Genomic DNA, 20,954 nt, shown 5'->3' on the forward strand with positions numbered 1-20,954 from the left:
GACTCTCGATCAACGATCCCAACCACACAGGCCGAAACCACAAATCAGTCATAGACAAAAGAGCCAAATCACTAGCAAAAAAACTCAACTAGCATTAAAACAAAACCCTCCCACCCCACACCACAAAGGCATGAAGCAAGAAGATGTCACACCCACACCCCAAAAGGCATGAGCACCAAAAACATTCGGCACTGACATTCATCGACACACTGTTGAGTTCTCAAAGAACACGCACACACCACACAACCCGAAAAACACTATCTCCGGGAGTCTGGGGCAACCGTTCCAGCCTAACCCAACTTGGTCTCGGACACAAGGCCCGACGCTTGGGGGAAAGACTGTCCTACACGATCATCAGGAACCCCGTACAACCTCGTTGCCATGTCCGTGAAGACCTGGTCGGTGTCCGTGTCGCTCTGACTCGACAAAAGTTACGCGACTGGAAACTGTGCGTCAAATCCGCACGTTACACGAGGCGCTCACGGTGAAACCGCTGGTGACAGAGCCGCTGCCGAACCTGATACCCGCAGCGGGGCGAAATCACACCTGTGTGACTCGCACCACTGCCGGCTCGATGTCAGCTCACCCGACCAGAACGCCCGCGAAATTACGTTTGCCGCGCCGAACCACCAACCACTTGCCGTGAAGGAGATCGTCAGGCGACGGCGTCCAGGTCTCGTCGGCGATCTTCTGGTTGTTCACCGATGCGCCACCCTCCTTCACCGCACGTCGAGCAGCACCTTTGCTCTCGCACAGGCCGGTGGCGACGAGCAGATCGACAATGGTGTCCGCATCGCCTGCTCCGACTTCAGCGACGGACGTTTCACGCAACGCCGCTGCCAACGTCGGCTCGTCCAGTTCCGCCAGTTCCGCGCGACCGAACAACGCCTGACTCGCCAGCTCGACTGCGCGGGTGTTCGACTCCCCGTGCACCAGTGTCGTCATCTCGGCCGCGAGGCGCTTCTGAGCCTCACGGGCGTGCGGGCGTTCCCGAGTTGCCTCGTCGAGCGCATCGAGTTCCTCGCGATCGAGGAAGGTGAACCAACGGAGGTATTTGACGACATCCGCATCGCCCGTGTTCACGAAGTACTGGTACCAGGCATATGGGCTCGTCATGTCGGGGTCGAGCCACAGGCTACCGCCGCCCGTCGACTTGCCGAACTTCTTGCCATCGGCAGAAGTCACCAGGGGAACGGTCATCCCGTGGACCGATTCGGCATCCTTGCGCCTGTTGAGCTCGACACCCGCGACGATGTTCCCCCACTGATCGGACCCACCGATCTGCAGTGTGCAGCCGTAGGAACGCCGAAGCTGTACGTAGTCGTTTGCCTGCAGCAACATGTAGCTGAATTCGGTGTACGACATTCCGTCCCCTTCGAGACGGGTCTTCACGGTGTCGCGCGCCAGCATCACGTTGACCGAAAAGTGCTTGCCGATCTCGCGCAAGAAGTCGATGGCCGTCAGCTGAGCGGTCCAGTTCAGATTGTTCTCGACGATCGCGCCTGTTGGACTGTCGTCGAAATCCACGAAACGCTCGAGCTGTCCGCGGATGCGATCCGCCCACTCGCGAACGGTGTCCGCGGAGTTCATCGTGCGCTCCCCCACATCGCGGGGATCACCGATGAGCCCGGTGGCGCCGCCGGCCATCACGATGGGCCGGTGACCGGCGCGCTGAAAACGCTTGAGCGCCAACAGTGGAACGAGGTGACCGGCGTGCAGACTCGGGCCGGTCGGGTCGAAGCCACCGTACAGAGTGATGGGCCCGTCGGACGTCGCCTTCTTCAGCTCGTCCACGTCGGTGGACTGCGCGATCAGTCCGCGCCAGGTCAGTTCGTCGATGATGTTCTCACTCACGAGCACAATCTTCTCATCCAGCGCCGCCGGCTCCCCTCAGCCCCGCGTCGGGCCCCGCTCGGTTGCTCGCGGACTACGTCGATACGCCGACACCGATGGCGAATCTGTCACCCAGAATCTCCACGGCCTGTCCGCCGCAGCACTGACCCCTACCCGTGGACCGGATTCGATTTCGCCCGATCCCGGGGCGAGCGCGCCTGCGTTCAGCGTGACGGGCGAAACCGCGTCGAGCAGGTTTGTTCCGTTGTCCCCCATGGTGATGCCCAGCGCCTGGCCGAGGTTCCCCGGTCCCGTGGCCACGCGGGTGGCGATCGCTCGGGGACCTCGTCTTGCGCGCACTACGTCGTCGCCGTCGATGACTTCTGCCGCTCGAAGTAGGACCGCAGCTGCCTCGCCTTCCGGACCACAGGAGACATTGATGCACATGTGCATTCCGTAGCTGAGGTAGACGTACAGTCGGCCGGCCGGGCCGAACATCACCGAGTTGCGGACCGTGAGCCCACGATACGAATGCGCGGCCGGATCCGGCCAAGGCCCATCCTCGGGTCCCCCGTATGCCTCGACCTCGACAATTCTGACTCGGACGTCGAAGGCGCGTAGTTCTGCACCGAGCAGTGACCGGGCGACCTCGACCGGGTGTCCGGTCAACCCTGCAATCTTCATACCTCGAATTGTGCCGCCCGTTGACTCGACGCCGACCACGCGCTTTAATTCATCATGTAGTGAATTCAACATGCGATGAATTAAGGAGACCGGCATGAGCCAACCACCCGGAGACGCCGTCGTCGCCGAGTCGCTCGTCGTCAGGCGCGGCGGACGGACGGTTCTCGACAACATCGATCTCACAATTCGCCGCGGGAGTATCACGGGGCTCCTGGGGCCATCCGGCTGCGGAAAGACCACCCTGATGCGGTCCATCGTCGGCACACAGATCGTCGAGTCCGGCACCGTCACCGTTCTCGGACTACCCGCCGGTTCGAAGGCTCTGCGGCGCAGAGTCGGGTATGTCACGCAGGCACCGAGCATCTATCTCGATCTCACGGTTCGAGACAATGTCGCCTACTTTGCATCCCTGTACGGTCGACCGCCCGCCGATATCGTCGCCGCAATCGAGACCGTCGGGCTCAGCAATCACGCCACGACGGCTGCCGGGCAACTCTCGGGTGGTCAGCTCAGTCGCGTGTCATTGGCCAGTGCCCTCGTCGGGAATCCCGAACTGCTCGTGCTCGACGAACCGACCGTCGGACTCGACCCCGTACTCAGAGCCGAGCTATGGACACGCCTGCGCGAGATGGCTGAAGCCGGCACCACACTCGTCGTGTCGAGTCACGTCATGGACGAGGCCGAGCAGTGCGGGGACCTGATTCTGATGCGAGGTGGCACAGTCCTTGCTCGATCCACGCCCGCGGAACTTCTGGCCCGAACACGTGAAACGAACCTCGAGCACGCGTTTCTGACGCTCATTCGCTCGTCCGACAACGAAAAGAGGGCGTCGTGAACCCGCATATCTACACCGCCACCAGCACACGCATACTCCGGCAACTACGCGCCGACCATCGCACCGTCGCGATGATCCTGATGGTTCCCTCGCTGCTCATGACGCTGCTCTACTTCCTCTACCAGGAGGTACCGCTCACTCCAGGGAAACCGCCGGTATTCGACCGGATCGCAATCGCAATGCTCGGGATTCTGCCCTTCGTCGTGATGTTTCTGATCACCTCGATCGCCATGCAGCGCGAACGGAGCTCAGGGACACTCGAACGTCTGCTGACCACGCCCATGACAAAACTCGATCTCCTTGCCGGCTACGCCTCTGCGTTCTCGATAGCAGCAGTGGCCCAGGCGGCACTGGCGTGCGCCGTCGCATTCGGACTTCTCGGTCTGACGACGGCCGGCTCGGTCACATGGGTGGCGCTGGTGGCGATGCTCGGTGCCGTACTCGGCGTCGCCATCGGACTGCTGTGCAGCGCGTTCGCGCGGACCGAGTTCCAAGCAGTGCAGTTCATGCCCGTCGTGGTGATTCCGCAGCTGTTTCTCTGCGGCCTGTTGGTCCCACGTGACCAGATGCCCGACTGGCTGCAGATCGCAAGCAACGCAATGCCCCTGAGCTACTCCGTCGACGCACTCGCCGAAATCGCGAACAACACCACCGTCACCACCGCCATGCTTCTCGATCTGGCTGTCGTCCTCGGGTTCGTGATAGTCGCCCTGTGCGCGGCAGCCGCGACACTTCGGAGGCGTACCCCGTGACCGCGACATCTGATCCGGCACAGTGGGCATCGTGAACGCACACGAGACTGGCGACCGTCGGCCCAACACTCGGACCGGTCGAAGACCAGGCGAATCCACAACAAAGGACACAATCCTCGCCGTGGCCCGAACACGATTTGCCGACGCAGGTTTCGACAAGACATCGATTCGTGCGATAGCTGCCGATTCGGGCGTGGATGCGGCACTCGTGCATCACTACTTCGGAACCAAGCGAGACCTCTTCGTTGCCGCGATAGCCCTACCCATCGATCCCGCGGAAGTCTTGAAGCCGATTCGCTCGGCCCAGCTCGACAACCTCGGAGCCACTCTGGCCACCGCAGTGCTTCAGGTCTGGGATTCCGAAAACGGCGAGTCCGTGGTTGCTGCATTCCGATCGATCATCGCCGACGGTGACACCGACCTGATCAGCACATTTCTGCTGCAGATCGCACTGAAGGACGTCGCTCAGCGCGTGAATCACCCGGTAGGTTCCGCGCCACTGCGAGTAAACCTGGTTGCGTCACAGATGGCAGGTGTACTGCTGACCAGACATGTTCTCGAGCTCGAACCGATCGCATCGATGCCCGCCGACGAGTTGGTGGCCTTGGTCGCACCCACTCTGCAGCGCTATTTGACCGGCGACCTACCTACGACCCGGACGTCGCCCGGCTGAGAATCGACTCGTGTTCGGCGTCGTCCACATCGCGGGCGTCGTCGACCAGGAGCACCGGAATACCGCCCTCGATTGGGTATGCGCGGCGCAGACGCGGGTTGTAGAGCAACTCGTCCTCCACCAGCAGCAGTGGGCCCTTGTCCTCCGGGCACGCGAGGATGCCGAGAAGTGTTCGATCGATCGCCACGAAATTCCTTACTGTCTGTCGGTGTACTGCCTGGCCCGCTCAACCTACCGAACCGAGATCGCTCGACCTACCGTCGACCGGACTCGTCGGCGCTGCCGAACCGTTCGGCGGCGATCGCCTTGGTGAGACGACGATAGTCACCCGACTCCTTGTCGAAGAACCACGTGCGGGTGCTCGGTGCGGGCACACCCTCCTTCTGCAAGTCGCACGCGCCCGGTCGATACGCCCGCCCCAGCGGAATGTGATCCACCACGTGCACGATGTCAGGACGCTGCACAGGCAGCAACACCGCCATCGCGTCGGTGACCGTTCTGGCTGGCAACGACTTGTCCTCGCGAAGCGAGATCCCACAGACCGCGACCTCGTCGCGATAGTCGACCCCGTTGACGGTTCGCACCTGGCCGGCGACGACGCCGTACACCACAACAGATACCACCTCGGGCACCTCACCGAACGCATCGATGATGGGCTGGGTGAACACCGGGCCGCGAGCTGTCTTGACGACGGTGTCCTTGCGATCGACCAGCCAGTAGTCGCCGTCGGAATCGCGTCTGAACAGGTTCTCCGTCGGGATCCACGAATCACCGGGTTCGAACACCCCACGCATCAGCGGACTCGTGACCTCACCGTCGTTACTCGGACGGCCCAACAGCAAGCCGATCTCGTCGTCACGGCACATCCGGACGAAACCGTTGTCGTCCTCCTCCAACCGGCCCGAGATCGGGTCGTACGCCGCCAACGCGACCTTTGCACTACCGGGCAGGGGGCGTCCCTTGGAACCGATCTTGGTGCCGGCGACGTTGGCCAGGATCACGTCGTTCTCGGTGGAAGCGTAGAACTCCAGCACACGTGCGGGCTCGAACTTCCGGAGCGTTCTCTTCCACAAGCCGACCGGCATTCCGGATCCGATGAACAGTCGCACCGGGTGACTACGGTCGATATCGAGGCACTCATGGTCGAGAATGCTCTGCATCATCGCCCAGGTGTAGCTGATAACCGTGACGCCGTAGCGGAACACCTCGCCGGCGAATCGTTCCGGGTCCAACCCTCGCGAGAGTGCGATTCGTGATCCGCCCGCGAGCGCACCGCCCACGCTCACCAGCAACCCAGCCGAATGATGAAGCGGCGCCAGGCAATACACGGTGTCGCCTGGACCGAGAGCTGCTGCCGTCGCCGTACCGAACGCCGATAGCGCCCAACGATGATTGGTGACGAATCTCGGTTCGAGTCCGCGGTCGGTAGCGGTGAACAGGACCATCGCCAATTCCCGCGCTCGGCCGGGGTTGGGTGCGTACCACGCAGGCAGCGTCACCGAATCCGGGTCGATCGCTTCGAGATCGATGACGTCCTCGCCATTGGGGACGTCGAGATGGCGGGCATCGCCGCCGCCCAATACCAGAACGTTGGCCACCAGTGCCGTTGCCGAGGCCAGGTTCTCGGGGTCTGCAATCACGGTGTCGACGTCGACGGCGCGAACGGCGCTGCTGAGATCTCCGCCCGGTGGCAGCAGAACGGCCACCGCGCCGATTCGAGACAATGCGGCGATGGCTGCCAGGGCACTGGGTCGGGTCTCCATCAGCACACCGATGCGCGCCGACGGTCGCACGCCACACGAGATCAGACCCTTGACCACGTTGTCGATGCGAACATTGACGGCCTGGTTGGTGTGCACCCGATCGTCGAAGAGGAAGCACTCCCCGACCGGTGACTTGCGACCCTGTTCGGCGATCAACCGGCCGAGCGATACCGTCGAGTGCGGTTGCATCTGCCCCAGGCGCGCAAGGCGTGGCAACGTGCGGACTGCCTCGCTGGACATCTCACGGGTGCCTCGAACTGCGCCGCTGGCCGCTGACGCAAGACCGCGTCCGACCCCGACTCCCACCTCGGCGATCGACGCCGCAGTGTGAATGAGTCTGTTGCTCACCGACACACCGCTCTCGGTATCGAGGTGCTCGTCGTAGGTCATCTCGTGGACGGCGGCGGGCTCATCTCCCAGTCCCTCGCGCCACAGAATCCACTCGCCGGTGGTCGGCCACGTGTGGGCGGCGGCCAAACTACCGACAACCAAGCCGAAGTGACCTGCACGCAGCGTGCTTTCGTAGATCTCGGCACGAGGCGCAGCGCGCCGAATGCCGCGCACAGCGAGCGGTTGGCCGATATCGTCGACCTCGCCGACGAACGCAAGCATCGGAACGGACAGATCCGAAAGGGTGAGCAGGCGGTCCTTGATGACGAACCCGCCCGTCATCATCCGGTTGTGCACCACGAACTGTTTCAACAGTTCGGCGACAGCGGGCCCGGACCAGGCAACCCAGCCGTCGAGTGCAAGAAACCGCCGCTGCGGCTCTCGCGGCAACAGGGCGTCGCGGTCGTGGAGTTGACGCAAGAAATCGAGCCGTGAGCGCACCGTCTTGGCAGGGTCCAGCAGCTGAAATCCGGTTCGAGCCATCCAACCGGAAACTGCCAGCCTGGTGAAGACGTGATCGGCGAGGAACTCGGCGCCGCGGGTCGCGACACCCGCCGGGATACCCAGCGGAAGCGCCGCGAGCGTATCCACGGGAGCGCCGAACGTGATGAGACTGGCCAGGTTCCGGCCGCCACGATAGGCCGCAGCCTGGTAGCAGAACATACCGCCCTGGGAGTATCCGGCCAGGTGAACATCACGCCCGGTATGGCTGTAAACCTTGTCCACGACCTCGCTGATGGCGACGACATGATCGGCGAGAGTGCGACTCCAGCCGCCCTCCTCGGTATCGGGCGAACCGAAATCGACGACCCAGGGATCCAAACCCATCCCGCGTAGAATCCCGGCCGCACCGTTGTCGGTGGTCACGTCGTACACATCCGCCGACACCATCATCGGTGGCACCAGCACGACAGGTGGAAGCGACTCGTCGACGTCGTCCGGGAAGTACCGCCGCAGCCGGTACATCGGCTCGCGGTCGACAACCCTGAACGGCGAGGCATCGACCTCGGTCTCGAGGCCACCGAGGCGGATGACCTCGAGACCGTTCTGAGCAGTTGCTACAGCGCGGCGCAACGGCCCACGGACCGCGTCTGCATTCAGTCCAACCACGACAACTCCTGCGTTCGATCTTCTGTGTCCGACCGCTCACTCAATGCGTTGCCGAGAAGCTTCTCACACCGCCGAATTCGAACCCGGCGCGCCTGATTGATTGACATTTCGGCCTCCCGAAATTCCGGTCGCGAGCCAGCCACGCGCTTTCTCCGCGCTCGCCCGCACGCCGCCCAGCTGACTCGCCACCTGGATCGCTGCTGTGCCGCCTCTGGAATCACGCGAGGAGATGGAACCTTCCACGGTCAGAACCTTGCGAACCTCCGGTGTCAGAGAAGGATCGACCGTTGCCAGTTCCTCGTCGGTCAGCTCGTTCAGGCCGACTCCCCGAGCCTCCGCGACACGCACGCACGCACCTGCAGCCTCATGCGCCACCCGGAACGGCGTGCCCTGGCGAACCATCCATTCGGCGATGTCCGTCGCCAGCGTGAAGCCTGCGGGCGCGAGCTCGGCCATCCGGTCCACGTGGAATTCGAGCGTGCCGACCAGGCCCGCGATTGCTGGCAACAGCAGTTCCAACTGCGCAACCGAATCGAAAACCGGTTCCTTGTCTTCCTGGAGATCACGGTTGTAGGCCAGCGGCTGCGCTTTCAGAGTCGCGAGCAGACCGGTGAGGTTGCCGATCAGTCGACCGGACTTGCCACGGGTGAGTTCGGCGACGTCGGGGTTCTTCTTCTGCGGCATGATCGAACTCCCGGTCGACCATGCATCTGCCAATGTCACATACCCGTATTCGGGAGTGCTCCAGGACACGATCTCCTCGGCCAGTCGAGACAGATCCACCGCCGTCATCGCTAGTACGAACGCCGCCTCGGCCGCGAAATCGCGCGAGGAGGTGGCATCGATCGAATTCTCCGCCGACGAATCGAACCCGAGTTCGGCCGCGATCTTCTCGGGGCTCAGACCCAGTGACGATCCCGCCAGCGCACCGGAACCGTACGGGGAGACCGCCGCTCGGACGTCGAAATCCTGAAAACGCTGCACATCTCGTAGCAGAGGATGGGTATGCGCCAGGAGATGATGCGCAAGCAGAACCGGTTGCGCCGCCTGCGAATGCGTCTTTCCGGGCATGACTGCCGCCGGGTGCGCGGCAGCCTGCGTGGCCAAAGCGTCGACGACGTCGAGGACGCCGGCGGACACGCGCCGGACGGCGTCACGCAGCCACATCCGGAACAGAGTCGCTACCTGGTCGTTGCGCGAGCGTCCTGCTCGCAGGCGTCCGCCCACCTCGGGGCCGATGCGGTCGATCAGTCCGCGTTCGAGTGCGCCGTGCACATCCTCGTCGGACTCCGCAGCCACGAATTCGCCCGAGGCGACATCGTCGGCTAGCCGCTGCAAGCCGTCGAGCATGATCTCGAGATCGGCCGCGGTGAGCAGCCCGGCGCCGTTCAGCACGCGGGCGTGCGCCATCGATGCGCGAATGTCGTACGGCGCGAGCACCCAGTCGAAATGGGTCGACTTGCTCAGCGCGGCCATGGCCTCGGCCGGGCCGGACGCGAACCGCCCACCCCAGAGCGATCCTTCGTTGGTTCCGTGTTGTTCGCTCACAAGCCCATGTCCCTCTTCTTCGCAATCTTCGACGACAAACCGTGAAGCTGTACGAATCCCTTGGCCGAGGACTGATCGAACGTGTCACCCTCGTCGTAGGTCGCAAGATTGAAGTCGTACAGCGATTCCTCGCTGCGCCGGCCGTTGACGTTGATCGACCCAGCGTGCAATTCGAGGCGAATCTCGCCCGTCACGTGCTCCTGAGTGTGGGCGGTGAAGGTGTCCAGAGCACCCTTGAGCGAGGAGTACCAGAGCCCGTCGTAGACGAGCTCGGCCCACTTCTGGTCGGTGTGACGCTTGTAGCGTCCGAGTTCGCGTTCGAGGGTGACGTGTTCGAGCTCCTCGTGGGCGCGAATCAGCACCATGGCGCCCGGAGCCTCGTAGATCTCCCGACTCTTGATACCGACGAGCCTGTCCTCGACTACGTCCAAACGGCCGACGCCCTGCGCGCCCGCCCTGGTGTTGAGCTCCTGGATCGCCTCGAGCACCGACACCGGGCGGCCGTCGATACTGACCGGGCGGCCCTTGTCGAAACCGATGATGAGCTCGTCCGGCGCGGTCCAGTTCGCACTAGGATCCTGCGTGTAGTCGTAGACGTCTTTCGTCGGCGCGTTCCACAGGTCTTCGAGGAACCCGGTCTCGACAGCGCGTCCCCAGACGTTCTGATCGATCGAGAACGGCGACTTCTTGCTGACGTTGATGGGGATCGCGTTCTCCTCGGCGAACGCGATCGCCTTTTCCCGCGTCCAGGCGTAATCACGGACGGGAGCCAACACGTCCAGTTCGGGGGCGAGAGTGTTGAAACCGACCTCGAAGCGCACCTGGTCGTTTCCCTTGCCCGTGCAGCCGTGCGCAACCACGGTTCCGCCGTGCGCTCGGGCGGCGTCGACCAGGTGCTTGACGATCAGCGGACGGCTGATGGCCGACACCAGCGGGTAGCGGTCCATGTAGAGCGCGTTGTTCGCAATGGTCGGTAGGCAGTATTCTTCGGCGAATTCGTCACGGGCATCGACGACGACGGACTCGACGGCTCCGCAATCGAGGGCGCGTTGCCGCACGACCTCCATGTCCTCACCGCCCTGGCCGAGATCGATGGCAACGGCAACGACCTCCTTACCGGTCTCCTTGCCGATCCAGCTGATGGCGACGGAGGTGTCCAATCCGCCCGAGTAGGCGAGGACGACGCGTTCGGCCATGGTGTGTACTCCTTGATTGTTGCTCGTGCGTGGTGTGTGCGTCGAAGCTACTGCGCGCGTCGGGCCAGCTTCTCCAACTTGTCTGCGATATCGCTGCCGGTCAGCGGTTCCCGGGCGACGACCAGGATCGTGTCGTCTCCGGCAATGGTGCCGACTATCTCCCTGAGCGAGGCTCGATCGAGTGCGCTCGCCAGGTAGTGCGCGGCGCCCGGCGGGGTGCGCAGAATCGCCTGATTTCCACTGGAATCGGTCGATACCAACAACTCCCCCAGCATCCTGGTCAGTCGATCCGTCCCGCCAGAGACACCGCGCACCGGACTGCCGTCCTCGGGAACGATGTAGACCCCGGCGCCGCCGTCGGGTGCCCGCAATTTCACGGCGCCCAGTTCGTCGAGATCACGGGACAGGGTCGCCTGGGTCACATCGATGCCCTCCGCGGCCAGCAACGCTGCGAGCTCCGGTTGACTGCGCACCTGGTGGTTTGCCAACAGAGAGACGATGCGCGCCTGCCTACCCGCTCTGGTCGACGCTGTGAGCGGGACCGAGGGCGCATCCTCGCTCACGGTCGTCGAGCCTGCTCGAGTAGCCACACCAGCAGCGCCTTCTGTGCGTGCAGTCGATTCTCGGCCTCGTCCCAGACAACACTGTGCGGCCCGTCGAGTACCTCGTCGGTGATCTCTTCACCACGGTGCGCGGGAAGGCAGTGCAGTACAACGGCATCGGACTTTGCTTTGGAGAGCAACTCCGTGTCGATGCGGAACGGACGGAACGGCGCGACACGATCGAGGCCGTCGTGCTCCTGCCCCATCGAGGTCCAGGTATCGGTCACCAGAGCGTCGGCTCCCGACGCGGCCTCGTACGGGTCCTCGGTGACAGTGACTTTCGCGCCGGTCTCCTCGGCTCGGGCCCTCGCTGCGTCGAGCACCTCGGCGAGCGGTGCAAACTCTTTCGGCGCCGCTACGGTGACATTGATGCCGGCCGTCACTCCGCCCAGGAGCAACGAATGGGCCATGTTGTTTGCCCCGTCACCGAAGTAGGCGAGTTCAAGCCCTTTCAGCTGACCCTTGCGCTCGACGAGCGTCTGCAGATCGGCGAGCACCTGACACGGATGAAACTCGTTGGAGAGCGCATTGACGATGGGCACCGTTGCGCCCGTCGCCATCTGCTCCAACCGCTTCTGTCCGAAGGTGCGCCAGACGATCGCATCGACGTAGCGTGAGAGCACTCGGCCGGTGTCCTGCAACGTTTCCTCGCGACCGAGCTGGGTGCTCTGCCCGTCGACGACGACGGCGTGGCCGCCGAGCTGGGCGATACCGATCTCGAAGGAGAAGCGGGTGCGGGTCGAGTTCTTCTCGAAGATCACCCCGACACCGCGGGGACCTTCGAGCGGGCGCTTGGAGAACGGTGCCCTCTTCAGTTCGGCTGCGAGCGCGAGGATTTCGCCCTGTTGCTGCGGAGTGACGTCGTCGTCCCGGAGAAAGTTCATCAGTGCCATCGTCAATCCGTTTCGTCAGCTTTGTCGAGTATTGCGGGCAGTGCCGAGACAAACGCCTCGGCCTGCTCCTCGGTGAGGACCAGGGGCGGTGCGAGGCGAAGAACGTCCGGTTGTGCCGCATTGATGAGAAACCCTGCTTCACGCGCAGCGGCTTCGGCTTTGGCTGCCACCGCCTTTGTCAACACGACACCCAGAAGTAGCCCCGATCCGCGGACATGATCGATGATCGCGTGGTCCAGTCCCTCGATCGAGTGCGCGATGATCTTGCCGAGACGATCGGCGTGCGAGATGAGATCGTCCTCGGCCAGGGTCCTCAGGACCGCCAGTGCGGCGGATGCGCACACGGGATTTCCTCCGAATGTGGTGCCGTGCTTGCCCGGATGCAACAGAGACGCTGCCTCTCCGATGCCGATGCACGCGCCGATCGGTAGGCCGCCGCCGAGCCCCTTCGCCAGGGTGATGACGTCCGGGACGATACCGACAGCCTGATGGGCGTAGAACCATCCGGTGCGACCGATTCCGGTCTGCACCTCGTCGAGAATCAGCAGCGCGCCGTGGCGTGCGGTGATCTCCCGGGCTGCGAGCAGATAACCATCCGGCGGAACGACGACACCGCTCTCCCCCATGATCGGTTCGAGAAATACAGCGGCCGTGTCGGTATCGACAACTGCTTCGAGGGCTTCGACATCGCCGTACGGAACGTGATGCACGCCGGCGGGCATCGGCTCGAACGGCGCCCGCTTGTCCGGCTGGCCGGTGAGCGCCAACGCACCCATCGTTCGGCCGTGGAAGGCCTTCTCGGCCGCGATGATCTTCGGACGGCCGGTGAGTCGGGCGATCTTGAACGCCGCCTCGTTCGCCTCGGTGCCGGAGTTGCACAAGAAAACTCGACCGTGCACGCTCGCACCGAGATGCGCCAGCAGCTGCTCGGCCAGTTCGATTCCCGGCTCGGTGGCATACAGATTGGACGTGTGCCCGAGCGTGCCGAGCTGGGTGGTGACCGCCTCGATCACCGCCGGGTGCGCGTGCCCCAGAATGTTCACGGCGATTCCGGCGAGGAGGTCGAGGTAGTCCTTCCCATCGGCGTCGGTCACGACAGCGCCCGCACCGCGAACCAGGGCGATGCGTGGCACACCGTAGTTGTCCATCAACGAATTCGACCACCGGGACTGGAGATCGAGGGTCGAGGTGTGCTCGCTCATGAATCGAAACCTGCTTTCGTGTTCGGCCGTACCATCGTTCCGATTCCTTCTCCGGTGAAGAGCTCGACGAGCACCGAGTGCGACACACGACCGTCGATGACATGGGCCGAGGGCACACCGCCCTGTACTGCGCGCAGGCATGCCTCCATCTTCGGGACCATCCCGGAATCCAGCGAGGGCAACAGTGCGGTGAGTGTGTCGACGTCGATCTCCGACGTCAGCGAAGACCTGTCCGGCCAGTTCGTGTACAGGCCTTCGACGTCGGTGAGGATCACCAGCTTTTCGGCGCCGATGGCCTGCGCCAGCGCGGCTGCCGCGGTATCGGCGTTGATGTTGTGCACGACGCCATCCGCGTCGGGAGCGATGGTGGAGACCACCGGGATCCGACCCGCGTCGATGAGATCGTGCACCGCGTCGGGATTGACCGAGGTCACGTCTCCGACCAGGCCGATGTCGGTCTCGATACCGTCGACCGTCACCGAGCGCTTCGAAGCCGTGAACAGATGCGCATCCTCGCCCGAGATTCCGACGGCGTACGGGCCGTGACTGTTGATCAGACCGACGAGCTCGCGCCCGACCTGACCGAACAGGACCATTCGCACCACGTCCATGACCTCGGGGGTGGTCACTCGGAACCCTCCGCGGAACACGCCCTCCATGCCGAGCCTGGACAGCATCGCCGTGATCTGCGGTCCGCCGCCGTGGACCACGACCGGGTGTAGTCCAACAGTGCGCAGGAAGACCATGTCGGCGGCGAAAGCGCGTTTGAGGTTTTCGTCGATCATCGCGTTGCCGCCATACTTGACGACGACGACCTTGTCGTGAAATTTCTGCAGCCACGGCAATGCCCCGGCGAGTGTGTGCGCCTGCTCCGACGCAGAGAGCTGGGAATCGGTCACGACGAGTACGCCGAATTCTCTTCGACGTACGCGTGCGAAAGGTCCGTCGTCCGGATCGTGACCGACGCATCTCCGAGGCCGAGGTCGATGGTGACCTCGATATCCTCGCCCGACAGATCCACCTCGCGGGCGCCCGGCGCACCCACACCGTCGACGCACACCGGTGACCCGTTGAACGCGACAGCGATGCGGTCGGGATCGAGTTCGATCGGCGCGATACCGATTGCAGCGAGCACGCGGCCCCAGTTGGGGTCGGAGCCGAACAGTGCGGTCTTGACGAGACTGTCCCGAGCGACCGTCCGTGCACCGACAAGCGCGTCATCCTCCGACGCGGCACCCGAGACCGTCACCCGCACCCGCTTGGTGACGCCCTCTGCGTCGGCCATCATCTGATCTGCGAGATCGTCGCACACCGCCAGGACCGCGGCATCGAGTTCGTCCTGGCTCGGGGCTATTCCACTGGCGCCGGATGCAAGGAGCAGCACGGTGTCGTTGGTCGAGGTCGCACCGTCGACATCGAGTCGGTCGTACGACAGCCGAGTGGCGTTGCGTAGCGCGGTGTCGAGTTGTTCGGCGGTGGCGACCGCATCGGTGGTGAGCACACTGAGCATCGTCGCCAGCGACGGCGCGAGCATGCCTGCCCCCTTTGCCATTCCGCCGACGTTCCACTTGTTCACATGATGAAACGCAGCCTGCTTCGGCACGGTATCGGTCGTCATGATCGCGTAGGCGGCGTCGGTCCCACCGGAGATTCCACCCGCGAGTTCGTGGACGACTTCGGTGACGCCCGGAATCAGCTTGTCCATCGGTAGCCGATCACCGATGAGACCGGTGGAGCAGACGGCGACCTCGATCGCTCCCGTCTCGGTACCCCAGTTGCTCAGTGCCGTCGCCACCTCCTCGGCGGTGCGGTGCGTGTCCTGGAACCCGCCCGCCCCCGTGCATGCGTTGGCGCCGCCGGAGTTGAGGACCACAGCGCGCAGCTTCCCGGTGCCGAGAACCTGTTGCGACCACAGCACGGGAGCAGCCTTGACTTTGTTTCGGGTGAAGACCCCAGCGGCCGTGGTATCCGGTCCCTCGTTGAACACAAGGGCGAGATCGGCCTTGCCGTTGGCTTTGATACCCGCTGCGATACCGGCTCCACGGAAACCCGCGGGGGCGGTGACGCCCTGTGTGCGGACCAGTTTTCCGGTCGCTGTCTGCGACTCGACTGCGCTGCTCACGGAGGGGCTGCTCACGGTGCGACTCCTACTGTAGTGAGACCATCGGTCTCGGGGATGCCGAGTGCAATGTTCATCGACTGCACAGCACCACCTGCGGTGCCTTTGGTGAGGTTGTCCATCGCGGCGATCACCACGAGCTGCCCGGCGTCGGCGTCGACGGAGACGCTGATCTGCACTGCATTGGATCCGATCACGGCACCCGTCTGCGGCAGTCGGCCCACGCCGAGGACGTGCACAAAAGGTTCAGACGCATAGGCTTTCTCGTACACCTCGATCGCCTGCTCCTGCGTCGCCGTCGTGAGGGCGGTGCAGGTGGCGAGAATTCCACGTGGCATCGGCGCCAAAACTGGCGTGAAGGAAACCGTGATCGGGACCGGTGAGAGCGCCGACAGATTCTGAATGATCTCCGGGGTGTGCCGATGGGCGCCAGCAACGCTGTACGCCCGCACCGAGCCCATCACCTCCGAGCCGAGCAGGTCGGCGCGCGGCGAACGCCCCGCTCCGGAGGCGCCGCTGACCGCCACCACACTCACCCGGGGCTCGATGATCCCTGCTGCCACTGCGGGCGCGAGAGCCAGAGACGACACCGTGGGATAGCACCCGGGCACCGCGATCCGCGTGGCGCCCACCAGCTTCTCCCGCAGGCCAGGCAGCTCGGGTAGGCCGTACGGCCAGGTGCCCGCGTGTGGCGAACCGTAGTACTTTTCCCAGGCGGAGCCGTCGGACAACCGGAAATCGGCGCCGCAATCGATGATGACGACGGACTCGGGCAGTTGTTGCGCGATCTCAGCGGACTTTCCATGCGGCAGTCCGAGAAAGACGACGTCGTGACCGGCGAGTTCGTCGAGAGTGGTCTCGGCGAGGACACGGTCGGCGAGAGGCAGCAGGTGCGGGTGGAACTCGCCCAATGTCGCGCCCGCGTTGCCGCCGGCAGTGAGTGAGCCGATGACGATGCGGCCCGAGCTGACACCTGGGTGACCGAGCAGCAGACGGAGGATTTCGCCACCGGCGTACCCACTCGCTCCTGCGACTGCTATTCGCACCGGTGCCGAGTGCACGTCATCATTCACAGCGTTCATGGATTGATTATGCATCACCATGCAAGCTCATTCATGAACCGGGGTTGTTCTCCTTCATCGAACGCCTGATCTCATCGAGTTTGCTCTTCCCTGCGGCCTCGCGCTCGTTCCACTGTTCGTCCAACGTGCGACCGGCCGCAGTGCTGTGATCGAGCTCTTCACGCCCCAACGCGGTGGTCGTCCGATTGTCGACCTTGTCGCGGACCGCGTCCCAGGTCGGCACACCCTTCTCGGTGAACCCGGCGCCGACTCCGCCACCGATGGATCGGTCGAGCCCACTGTCGTCCACCAGCTCGGCATCGAGAATCCCCAACGACGGGTCCTGGGCCAGCATTCCCGGAGGCGGGTCCCCGAGCGGTTGATCGATGCGGGGACGCGTCGTGTGGGGAACATCGACATCCGGCACCTCGCCCGGGGGCGCGACGGAAGGGGTAGTGCCGCCATCGCCACCCGAGGTATCGATCTCGGCGAGCAACGCCGCAGCAGCCGCGTGCACGGGCGCAAGAGCCGGCCGCCCTGCGACGGCAGCGAGCACCTCGCGCAAGACGGCGGCATCCGTGCGATCTCCTGCGCTGTGTGTACTCATACTCTCCACGCTACGCAATTCTCGCCCGGGCTTCAGGGGCGCTAACCGCGAAGTTCCGCACCCACCGCGGCGGTGGCGGCGGCCACCGCCGCATCACGTGCCTCGGTTGCCTGCGCTTCGGTCAAGGTGCCGTCGGAGCTTCGGAAGACGAGAGCGAATGCCAGCGACTTCCGGTTCGCACCGACCTGCTCACCCTCGAACACGTCGAACAACCGGATGCTCTCCAGCAGTTCGCCTGCGCCGGCCTTCAACGCGCGTTGAACCTCGCCCGCGGGGACCGAGCTCGCGACCACGACGGCGACGTCCTGCAATACGGCCGGGAAAGGAGATACAACAGGCGCGGGCAGTGACTCCACCACAGGAAGGGCGTCGAGGTTCAATTCCATCGCGCAGGTGCGCGGGGGCAGCCCTGCCCGCTCGAGCACCGCCGGATGCAACTCCCCCGCATGGCCGACGACAGCGCCGTCCACGACCAGTTCGGCGCATCGACCTGGATGCCACGGCAGATACTGCGCGGCGCGAAATTCGATCTCCACACCGGCGGCCGCGGCAATTGTCCGTGCCGCATCGAACGCATCGGATGCGTCCGCGCTGCGGCCCTGACCCCACGGCCCGGAGGGCTCACGCTTGCCGCTCGTAACGACACCCACGTACACGGGCTGGTCCGGCAACGAACCGCGCAGGCTAGCGATCTCCTCCTCGGTGGGCCGCTCGTGCACGGCGATCGCGTCGACCGAAACCGTGTGATCGCCGGGCCGAACCACCTGAGCGATTGCAAACAGCGACGCATCGCGCTGCCCTCGTGCAACGTTGCGGGCAAGAATCTCGAACAGACCCGGCAGGATCGTCGTCGCCAACTCGGGCCGGTCCGCTTCCAGCGGATTGAGCACGGAGGTGGTGCGTCGCCTGTCGTCCTCGGCCGGGAGTCCCCATGTGTCGAACACCCCGGCAGGCAGGAAAACAGTGGGGAGCACCTCGACGTATCCAGCGAAGGCCAACGACTTCCCGACGGCACGCTTGCGCTTCTGGGGGGCAGTCAGCCCCCGCCCGGCAGGGGCGGCAGGGAGTACGGACGGAATCTGCTCGAGTCCTTCGAGCCGCAGCACCTCCTCCACGAGGTCCGCGGGTTGCTGCAGATCAGGACGCCAGGTCGGCGGCGACACGACCAGCTCGCCGTGGCCGGCCGAGTTGACGCCGACCTCGACCTCGCAACCGATCTGCGTCAGCCTGTGCGCCGCCACTCCATTGGGGTATTCGACTCCGGCTACTCGATCCGGCAGATCCAGATCCATCCGCACCGACGGGAACGCCCGAACTTCGCCGATATCGGTCAGGATGGGCTCGATGCGTCCGCCGGCGATGTCCACGAGGAGCTGCGCAGCTCGATCCAGTGCTGCGACAGGCAAGGCAGAATCGACTGTTCGTTCGAAGCGTTTGCTGGCTTCGCTGCTGAGCTTGTGACGGCGTCCTGTCCGGAAGACCGCCAGCGGATCGAAGTTCGCCGCTTCGAGGATCACATCGACAGTGCCGGGTCCGACCTCGGTCGATGCACCGCCCATGACGCCGGCGAGCGAGATGGCACCCGAATCATCGGCGATGACGACGTCCTCGGCGTCGAGGGTGCGCTCCACGCCGTCGAGAGTTTCGAGCTGCTCCCCCGCCTTCGCACGGCGCACGACAATGGCGCCGGTGAGAGCGTTCGCGTCGAACGCATGCAAGGGCTGCCCCAGTTCGTGCAGCACGTAGTTGGTGACGTCGACAGCGGCGGAGATCGGCCGGATGCCGGCGAGAAGCAGTCGGCGTTGCATCCACCACGGCGTCACGGCTGCTGGATCGATGCCGCTGACCTTGCGCAGCGCGAATCTGCCGACACCCGCATCCGGCTCGACCGTTGCCGGCCACGCCTGCCCCTCGGAGTGCGAGGCCGGGCCGAGCGCCGGGTCCGCGTATTCGAGGTCGAAGCTGCTCGCAAGTTCACGCGCCAAACCACGAACGGAGAATGCATAACCTCGGTCCGGGGTGACGTTCAGCTCGATGACGGAATCATCGAGCCCTAGAACCACTTTGGCATCATCCCCGGGTGCTGCTGTCCCCTTCGGCAGCACGAGAATTCCGGATTGATCTCTACCGAGCCCCAGTTCGAGCGTCGAACAGATCATGCCGTTGCTGTTCTTGCCGTATGTCTTGCGCTCGGCGATCGCGAATCCGCCAGGCAGCACACTGCCCGGCAGGGCCGCCACGATCAGGTCGCCCTCTGCAAAATTCGTTGCACCGCAGACGATTTCCTGGGCTTCCTCGTTGCCGACATCCACGAGGCAGAACCTGATGGGCTTCTTGAACTCGGTGAGTTCGGTGATGCTCGCGACACGGCCGACGACGAGGGGACCGGTCACCTGGTCGAGCGAATCGAGTTCCTCGACTTCGAAACCCACCCGCACGAAACCCTCGTCGAGCTCCTCGGGGGTCACCTTCCACTGCGGCGCCGTGCGCTGCAGAACCTCGGTCAGCCAGGATTGTGGAACGCGCACGTCTGCTCAGCTCTTTCTGGGTGTCGAACGTGATTGAGGGACGAAAAGACGTCAGGCGCCTACGCCGAATGGCAAACTGAAGCGAATGTCACCCTCGACGATGTCCCGCATGTCAGGAATGTCGTTGCGGAACTGCAAGGTTCGCTCGAGCCCCATTCCGAAAGCGAAACCGGAGTAGACGTCCGGGTCGATACCGCTGGCCCGCAACACTTTCGGGTTCACCATGCCGCAGCCACCCCATTCGACCCAGCCTGCGCCGCCCTTTTTCTTGGGGAACCACACATCGACTTCCGCGGACGGTTCGGTGAACGGGAAATAGTTGGGACGCATACGCGTGCGCGTCTCCTCGCCGAACAGCGCACGGGCGAACGCATCCAAGGTTCCCCGCAGGTTCGCCATGGTGAGGCCCTTGTCGACGGCGAGTCCCTCTACCTGGTGGAACACCGGGGTGTGGGTCGCGTCGAGCTCGTCGGTACGGAACGTGCGACCGGGACAAACGATATAGATGGGTACATCTCGCGAGAGCATCGACCGAACCTGCACCGGCGAGGTGTGCGTCCGCAGAACCTGGCGGGAGCCCTCGGGCGCGATGTGGAACGTGTCCTGCATGGTGCGGGCCGGATGGTCCGGCAGGAAGTTCAGCGCGTCGAAGTTGAAATGCTCGGTCTCGACCTCGGGACCTTCCTCGACCTCCCACCCCATAGCGACGAACACGTCGGCGACCTGGTCGGCGATGATCGTGATGGGGTGCCGGGCACCGATCGGTCGCCGCGTGGACGGCAGCGTGACGTCGATGGTCTCGGCGACCAGAATGGCAGCGTCGCGCTCCGCGAGGAGTAATTCGCGTCGAGCATCGAAAGCCTGCTGTACGCGATCGCGGGCCGACTTCACGCGTTTTCCTGCATCGGCTTTCTGGTCACCGGGAATCGAACCGAGGGCGCGCTGCGCGAGCGCGAGGGGGGCACGGTTTCCGATGTGCTCGATCTTGACTCTCGTCAGCTCGTCCAGATCGCCGGCAGCGAGAAAGGCCTTCTCGGCATGATCGACGGCAGCGTCGAGCGCGGCCGGCTCGAGCACACTCGGATCGACCGGCTGGGCGTTGTCGCCGTCTTTCTTGGCCACGAGAGGTGCAACTCCTCGACTCGGTTGGTATTGGTG

Annotated in this window: 18 protein-coding genes; 3 read left to right on the forward strand and 15 right to left on the reverse strand. The window is 64.2% G+C overall.

The features are described from left to right. Window positions 1–582: 582 nt before the first annotated feature. Window positions 583–1,854, reverse strand: a complete 1,272-nt coding sequence (gene tyrS / locus KVY23_RS07385) for a tyrosine--tRNA ligase (RefSeq protein ID WP_230555916.1) — start codon at window positions 1,852–1,854, stop codon at window positions 583–585. A gap of 36 nt (window positions 1,855–1,890) precedes the next feature. Further along, window positions 1,891–2,517, reverse strand: a complete 627-nt coding sequence (locus KVY23_RS07390; RefSeq protein WP_230555917.1) for a DNA-3-methyladenine glycosylase — start codon at window positions 2,515–2,517, stop codon at window positions 1,891–1,893. Between the two features lie 94 nt (window positions 2,518–2,611). On the opposite strand from KVY23_RS07390, the gene KVY23_RS07395 reads away from it, so the two are divergent. From KVY23_RS07395 to KVY23_RS07405, 3 genes are read left to right on the forward strand one after another with little or no spacing between them, the layout of a single operon-like run. Next, window positions 2,612–3,352, forward strand: coding sequence for an ABC transporter ATP-binding protein (locus KVY23_RS07395; RefSeq protein ID WP_206511418.1), 741 nt, complete (start codon window positions 2,612–2,614; stop codon window positions 3,350–3,352). After that, window positions 3,349–4,104 carry an ABC transporter permease gene (locus KVY23_RS07400; protein ID WP_230555918.1) on the forward strand — a complete coding sequence of 252 codons (756 nt, stop codon included), beginning with the start codon at window positions 3,349–3,351 and terminating at the stop codon, window positions 4,102–4,104. Before KVY23_RS07395 ends, KVY23_RS07400 begins: the two co-directional genes overlap by 4 nt. Before the next feature lie 28 nt (window positions 4,105–4,132). Further along, on the forward strand, window positions 4,133–4,777 hold the full coding sequence (locus tag KVY23_RS07405; RefSeq protein ID WP_374108699.1) for a TetR family transcriptional regulator: 645 nt from the start codon (window positions 4,133–4,135) through the stop codon (window positions 4,775–4,777). On the opposite strand, the gene KVY23_RS07410 is transcribed toward KVY23_RS07405, so the two are convergent. The 13 genes from KVY23_RS07410 to pheS form a co-directional block, all read right to left on the reverse strand. After that, the gene (locus KVY23_RS07410; protein WP_075840659.1) at window positions 4,752–4,964 is read right to left on the reverse strand and encodes a Trm112 family protein; all 213 of its coding nucleotides are present in this window, start codon (window positions 4,962–4,964) and stop codon (window positions 4,752–4,754) included. The genes KVY23_RS07405 and KVY23_RS07410 overlap by 26 nt on opposite strands. Window positions 4,965–5,031: 67 nt before the next feature. After that, window positions 5,032–8,040, reverse strand: a complete 3,009-nt coding sequence (locus KVY23_RS07415) for an AMP-binding protein (protein WP_230555920.1) — start codon at window positions 8,038–8,040, stop codon at window positions 5,032–5,034. Between the two features lie 63 nt (window positions 8,041–8,103). After that, window positions 8,104–9,588 (reverse strand): argininosuccinate lyase, encoded by a 1,485-nt coding sequence (gene argH, locus KVY23_RS07420; protein WP_075840657.1) that lies wholly within the window; start codon window positions 9,586–9,588, stop codon window positions 8,104–8,106. Then, a complete protein-coding gene (locus tag KVY23_RS07425; RefSeq protein WP_230555921.1) occupies window positions 9,585–10,784 on the reverse strand; it encodes an argininosuccinate synthase in 1,200 nt (399 codons plus the stop codon). Before KVY23_RS07425 ends, argH begins: the two co-directional genes overlap by 4 nt. A 47-nt stretch (window positions 10,785–10,831) precedes the next feature. Then, window positions 10,832–11,347: an arginine repressor gene (locus tag KVY23_RS07430; RefSeq protein ID WP_230555922.1), complete on the reverse strand. Its 516-nt coding sequence runs from the start codon at window positions 11,345–11,347 to the stop codon at window positions 10,832–10,834. After that, window positions 11,344–12,279, reverse strand: a complete 936-nt coding sequence (gene argF / locus KVY23_RS07435) for an ornithine carbamoyltransferase (protein WP_230555923.1) — start codon at window positions 12,277–12,279, stop codon at window positions 11,344–11,346. Before argF ends, KVY23_RS07430 begins: the two co-directional genes overlap by 4 nt. Window positions 12,280–12,281: 2 nt before the next feature. Further along, the gene (locus KVY23_RS07440; RefSeq protein ID WP_230555924.1) at window positions 12,282–13,481 is read right to left on the reverse strand and encodes an acetylornithine transaminase; all 1,200 of its coding nucleotides are present in this window, start codon (window positions 13,479–13,481) and stop codon (window positions 12,282–12,284) included. Beyond that, on the reverse strand, window positions 13,478–14,380 hold the full coding sequence (gene argB / locus KVY23_RS07445; RefSeq protein WP_230555925.1) for an acetylglutamate kinase: 903 nt from the start codon (window positions 14,378–14,380) through the stop codon (window positions 13,478–13,480). Before argB ends, KVY23_RS07440 begins: the two co-directional genes overlap by 4 nt. Next, the gene (gene argJ, locus KVY23_RS07450) at window positions 14,377–15,603 is read right to left on the reverse strand and encodes a bifunctional glutamate N-acetyltransferase/amino-acid acetyltransferase ArgJ (protein ID WP_230556064.1); all 1,227 of its coding nucleotides are present in this window, start codon (window positions 15,601–15,603) and stop codon (window positions 14,377–14,379) included. Before argJ ends, argB begins: the two co-directional genes overlap by 4 nt. Window positions 15,604–15,614: 11 nt before the next feature. Then, on the reverse strand, window positions 15,615–16,682 hold the full coding sequence (argC, locus tag KVY23_RS07455; RefSeq protein WP_230555926.1) for an N-acetyl-gamma-glutamyl-phosphate reductase: 1,068 nt from the start codon (window positions 16,680–16,682) through the stop codon (window positions 15,615–15,617). Between the two features lie 31 nt (window positions 16,683–16,713). Beyond that, a complete protein-coding gene (locus KVY23_RS07460) occupies window positions 16,714–17,268 on the reverse strand; it encodes a hypothetical protein (protein ID WP_230555927.1) in 555 nt (184 codons plus the stop codon). Between the two features lie 41 nt (window positions 17,269–17,309). Continuing rightward, window positions 17,310–19,796, reverse strand: coding sequence for a phenylalanine--tRNA ligase subunit beta (gene pheT, locus KVY23_RS07465; RefSeq protein ID WP_230555928.1), 2,487 nt, complete (start codon window positions 19,794–19,796; stop codon window positions 17,310–17,312). 51 nt (window positions 19,797–19,847) lie between these two features. Then, window positions 19,848–20,918 carry a phenylalanine--tRNA ligase subunit alpha gene (gene pheS, locus KVY23_RS07470; RefSeq protein WP_230555929.1) on the reverse strand — a complete coding sequence of 357 codons (1,071 nt, stop codon included), beginning with the start codon at window positions 20,916–20,918 and terminating at the stop codon, window positions 19,848–19,850. Window positions 20,919–20,954 lie beyond the last annotated feature (36 nt).

The sequence above is a fragment of the Rhodococcus sp. I2R genome (assembly GCF_020889545.1).
Classification (GTDB): Bacteria; Actinomycetota; Actinomycetes; order Mycobacteriales; family Mycobacteriaceae; genus Rhodococcoides.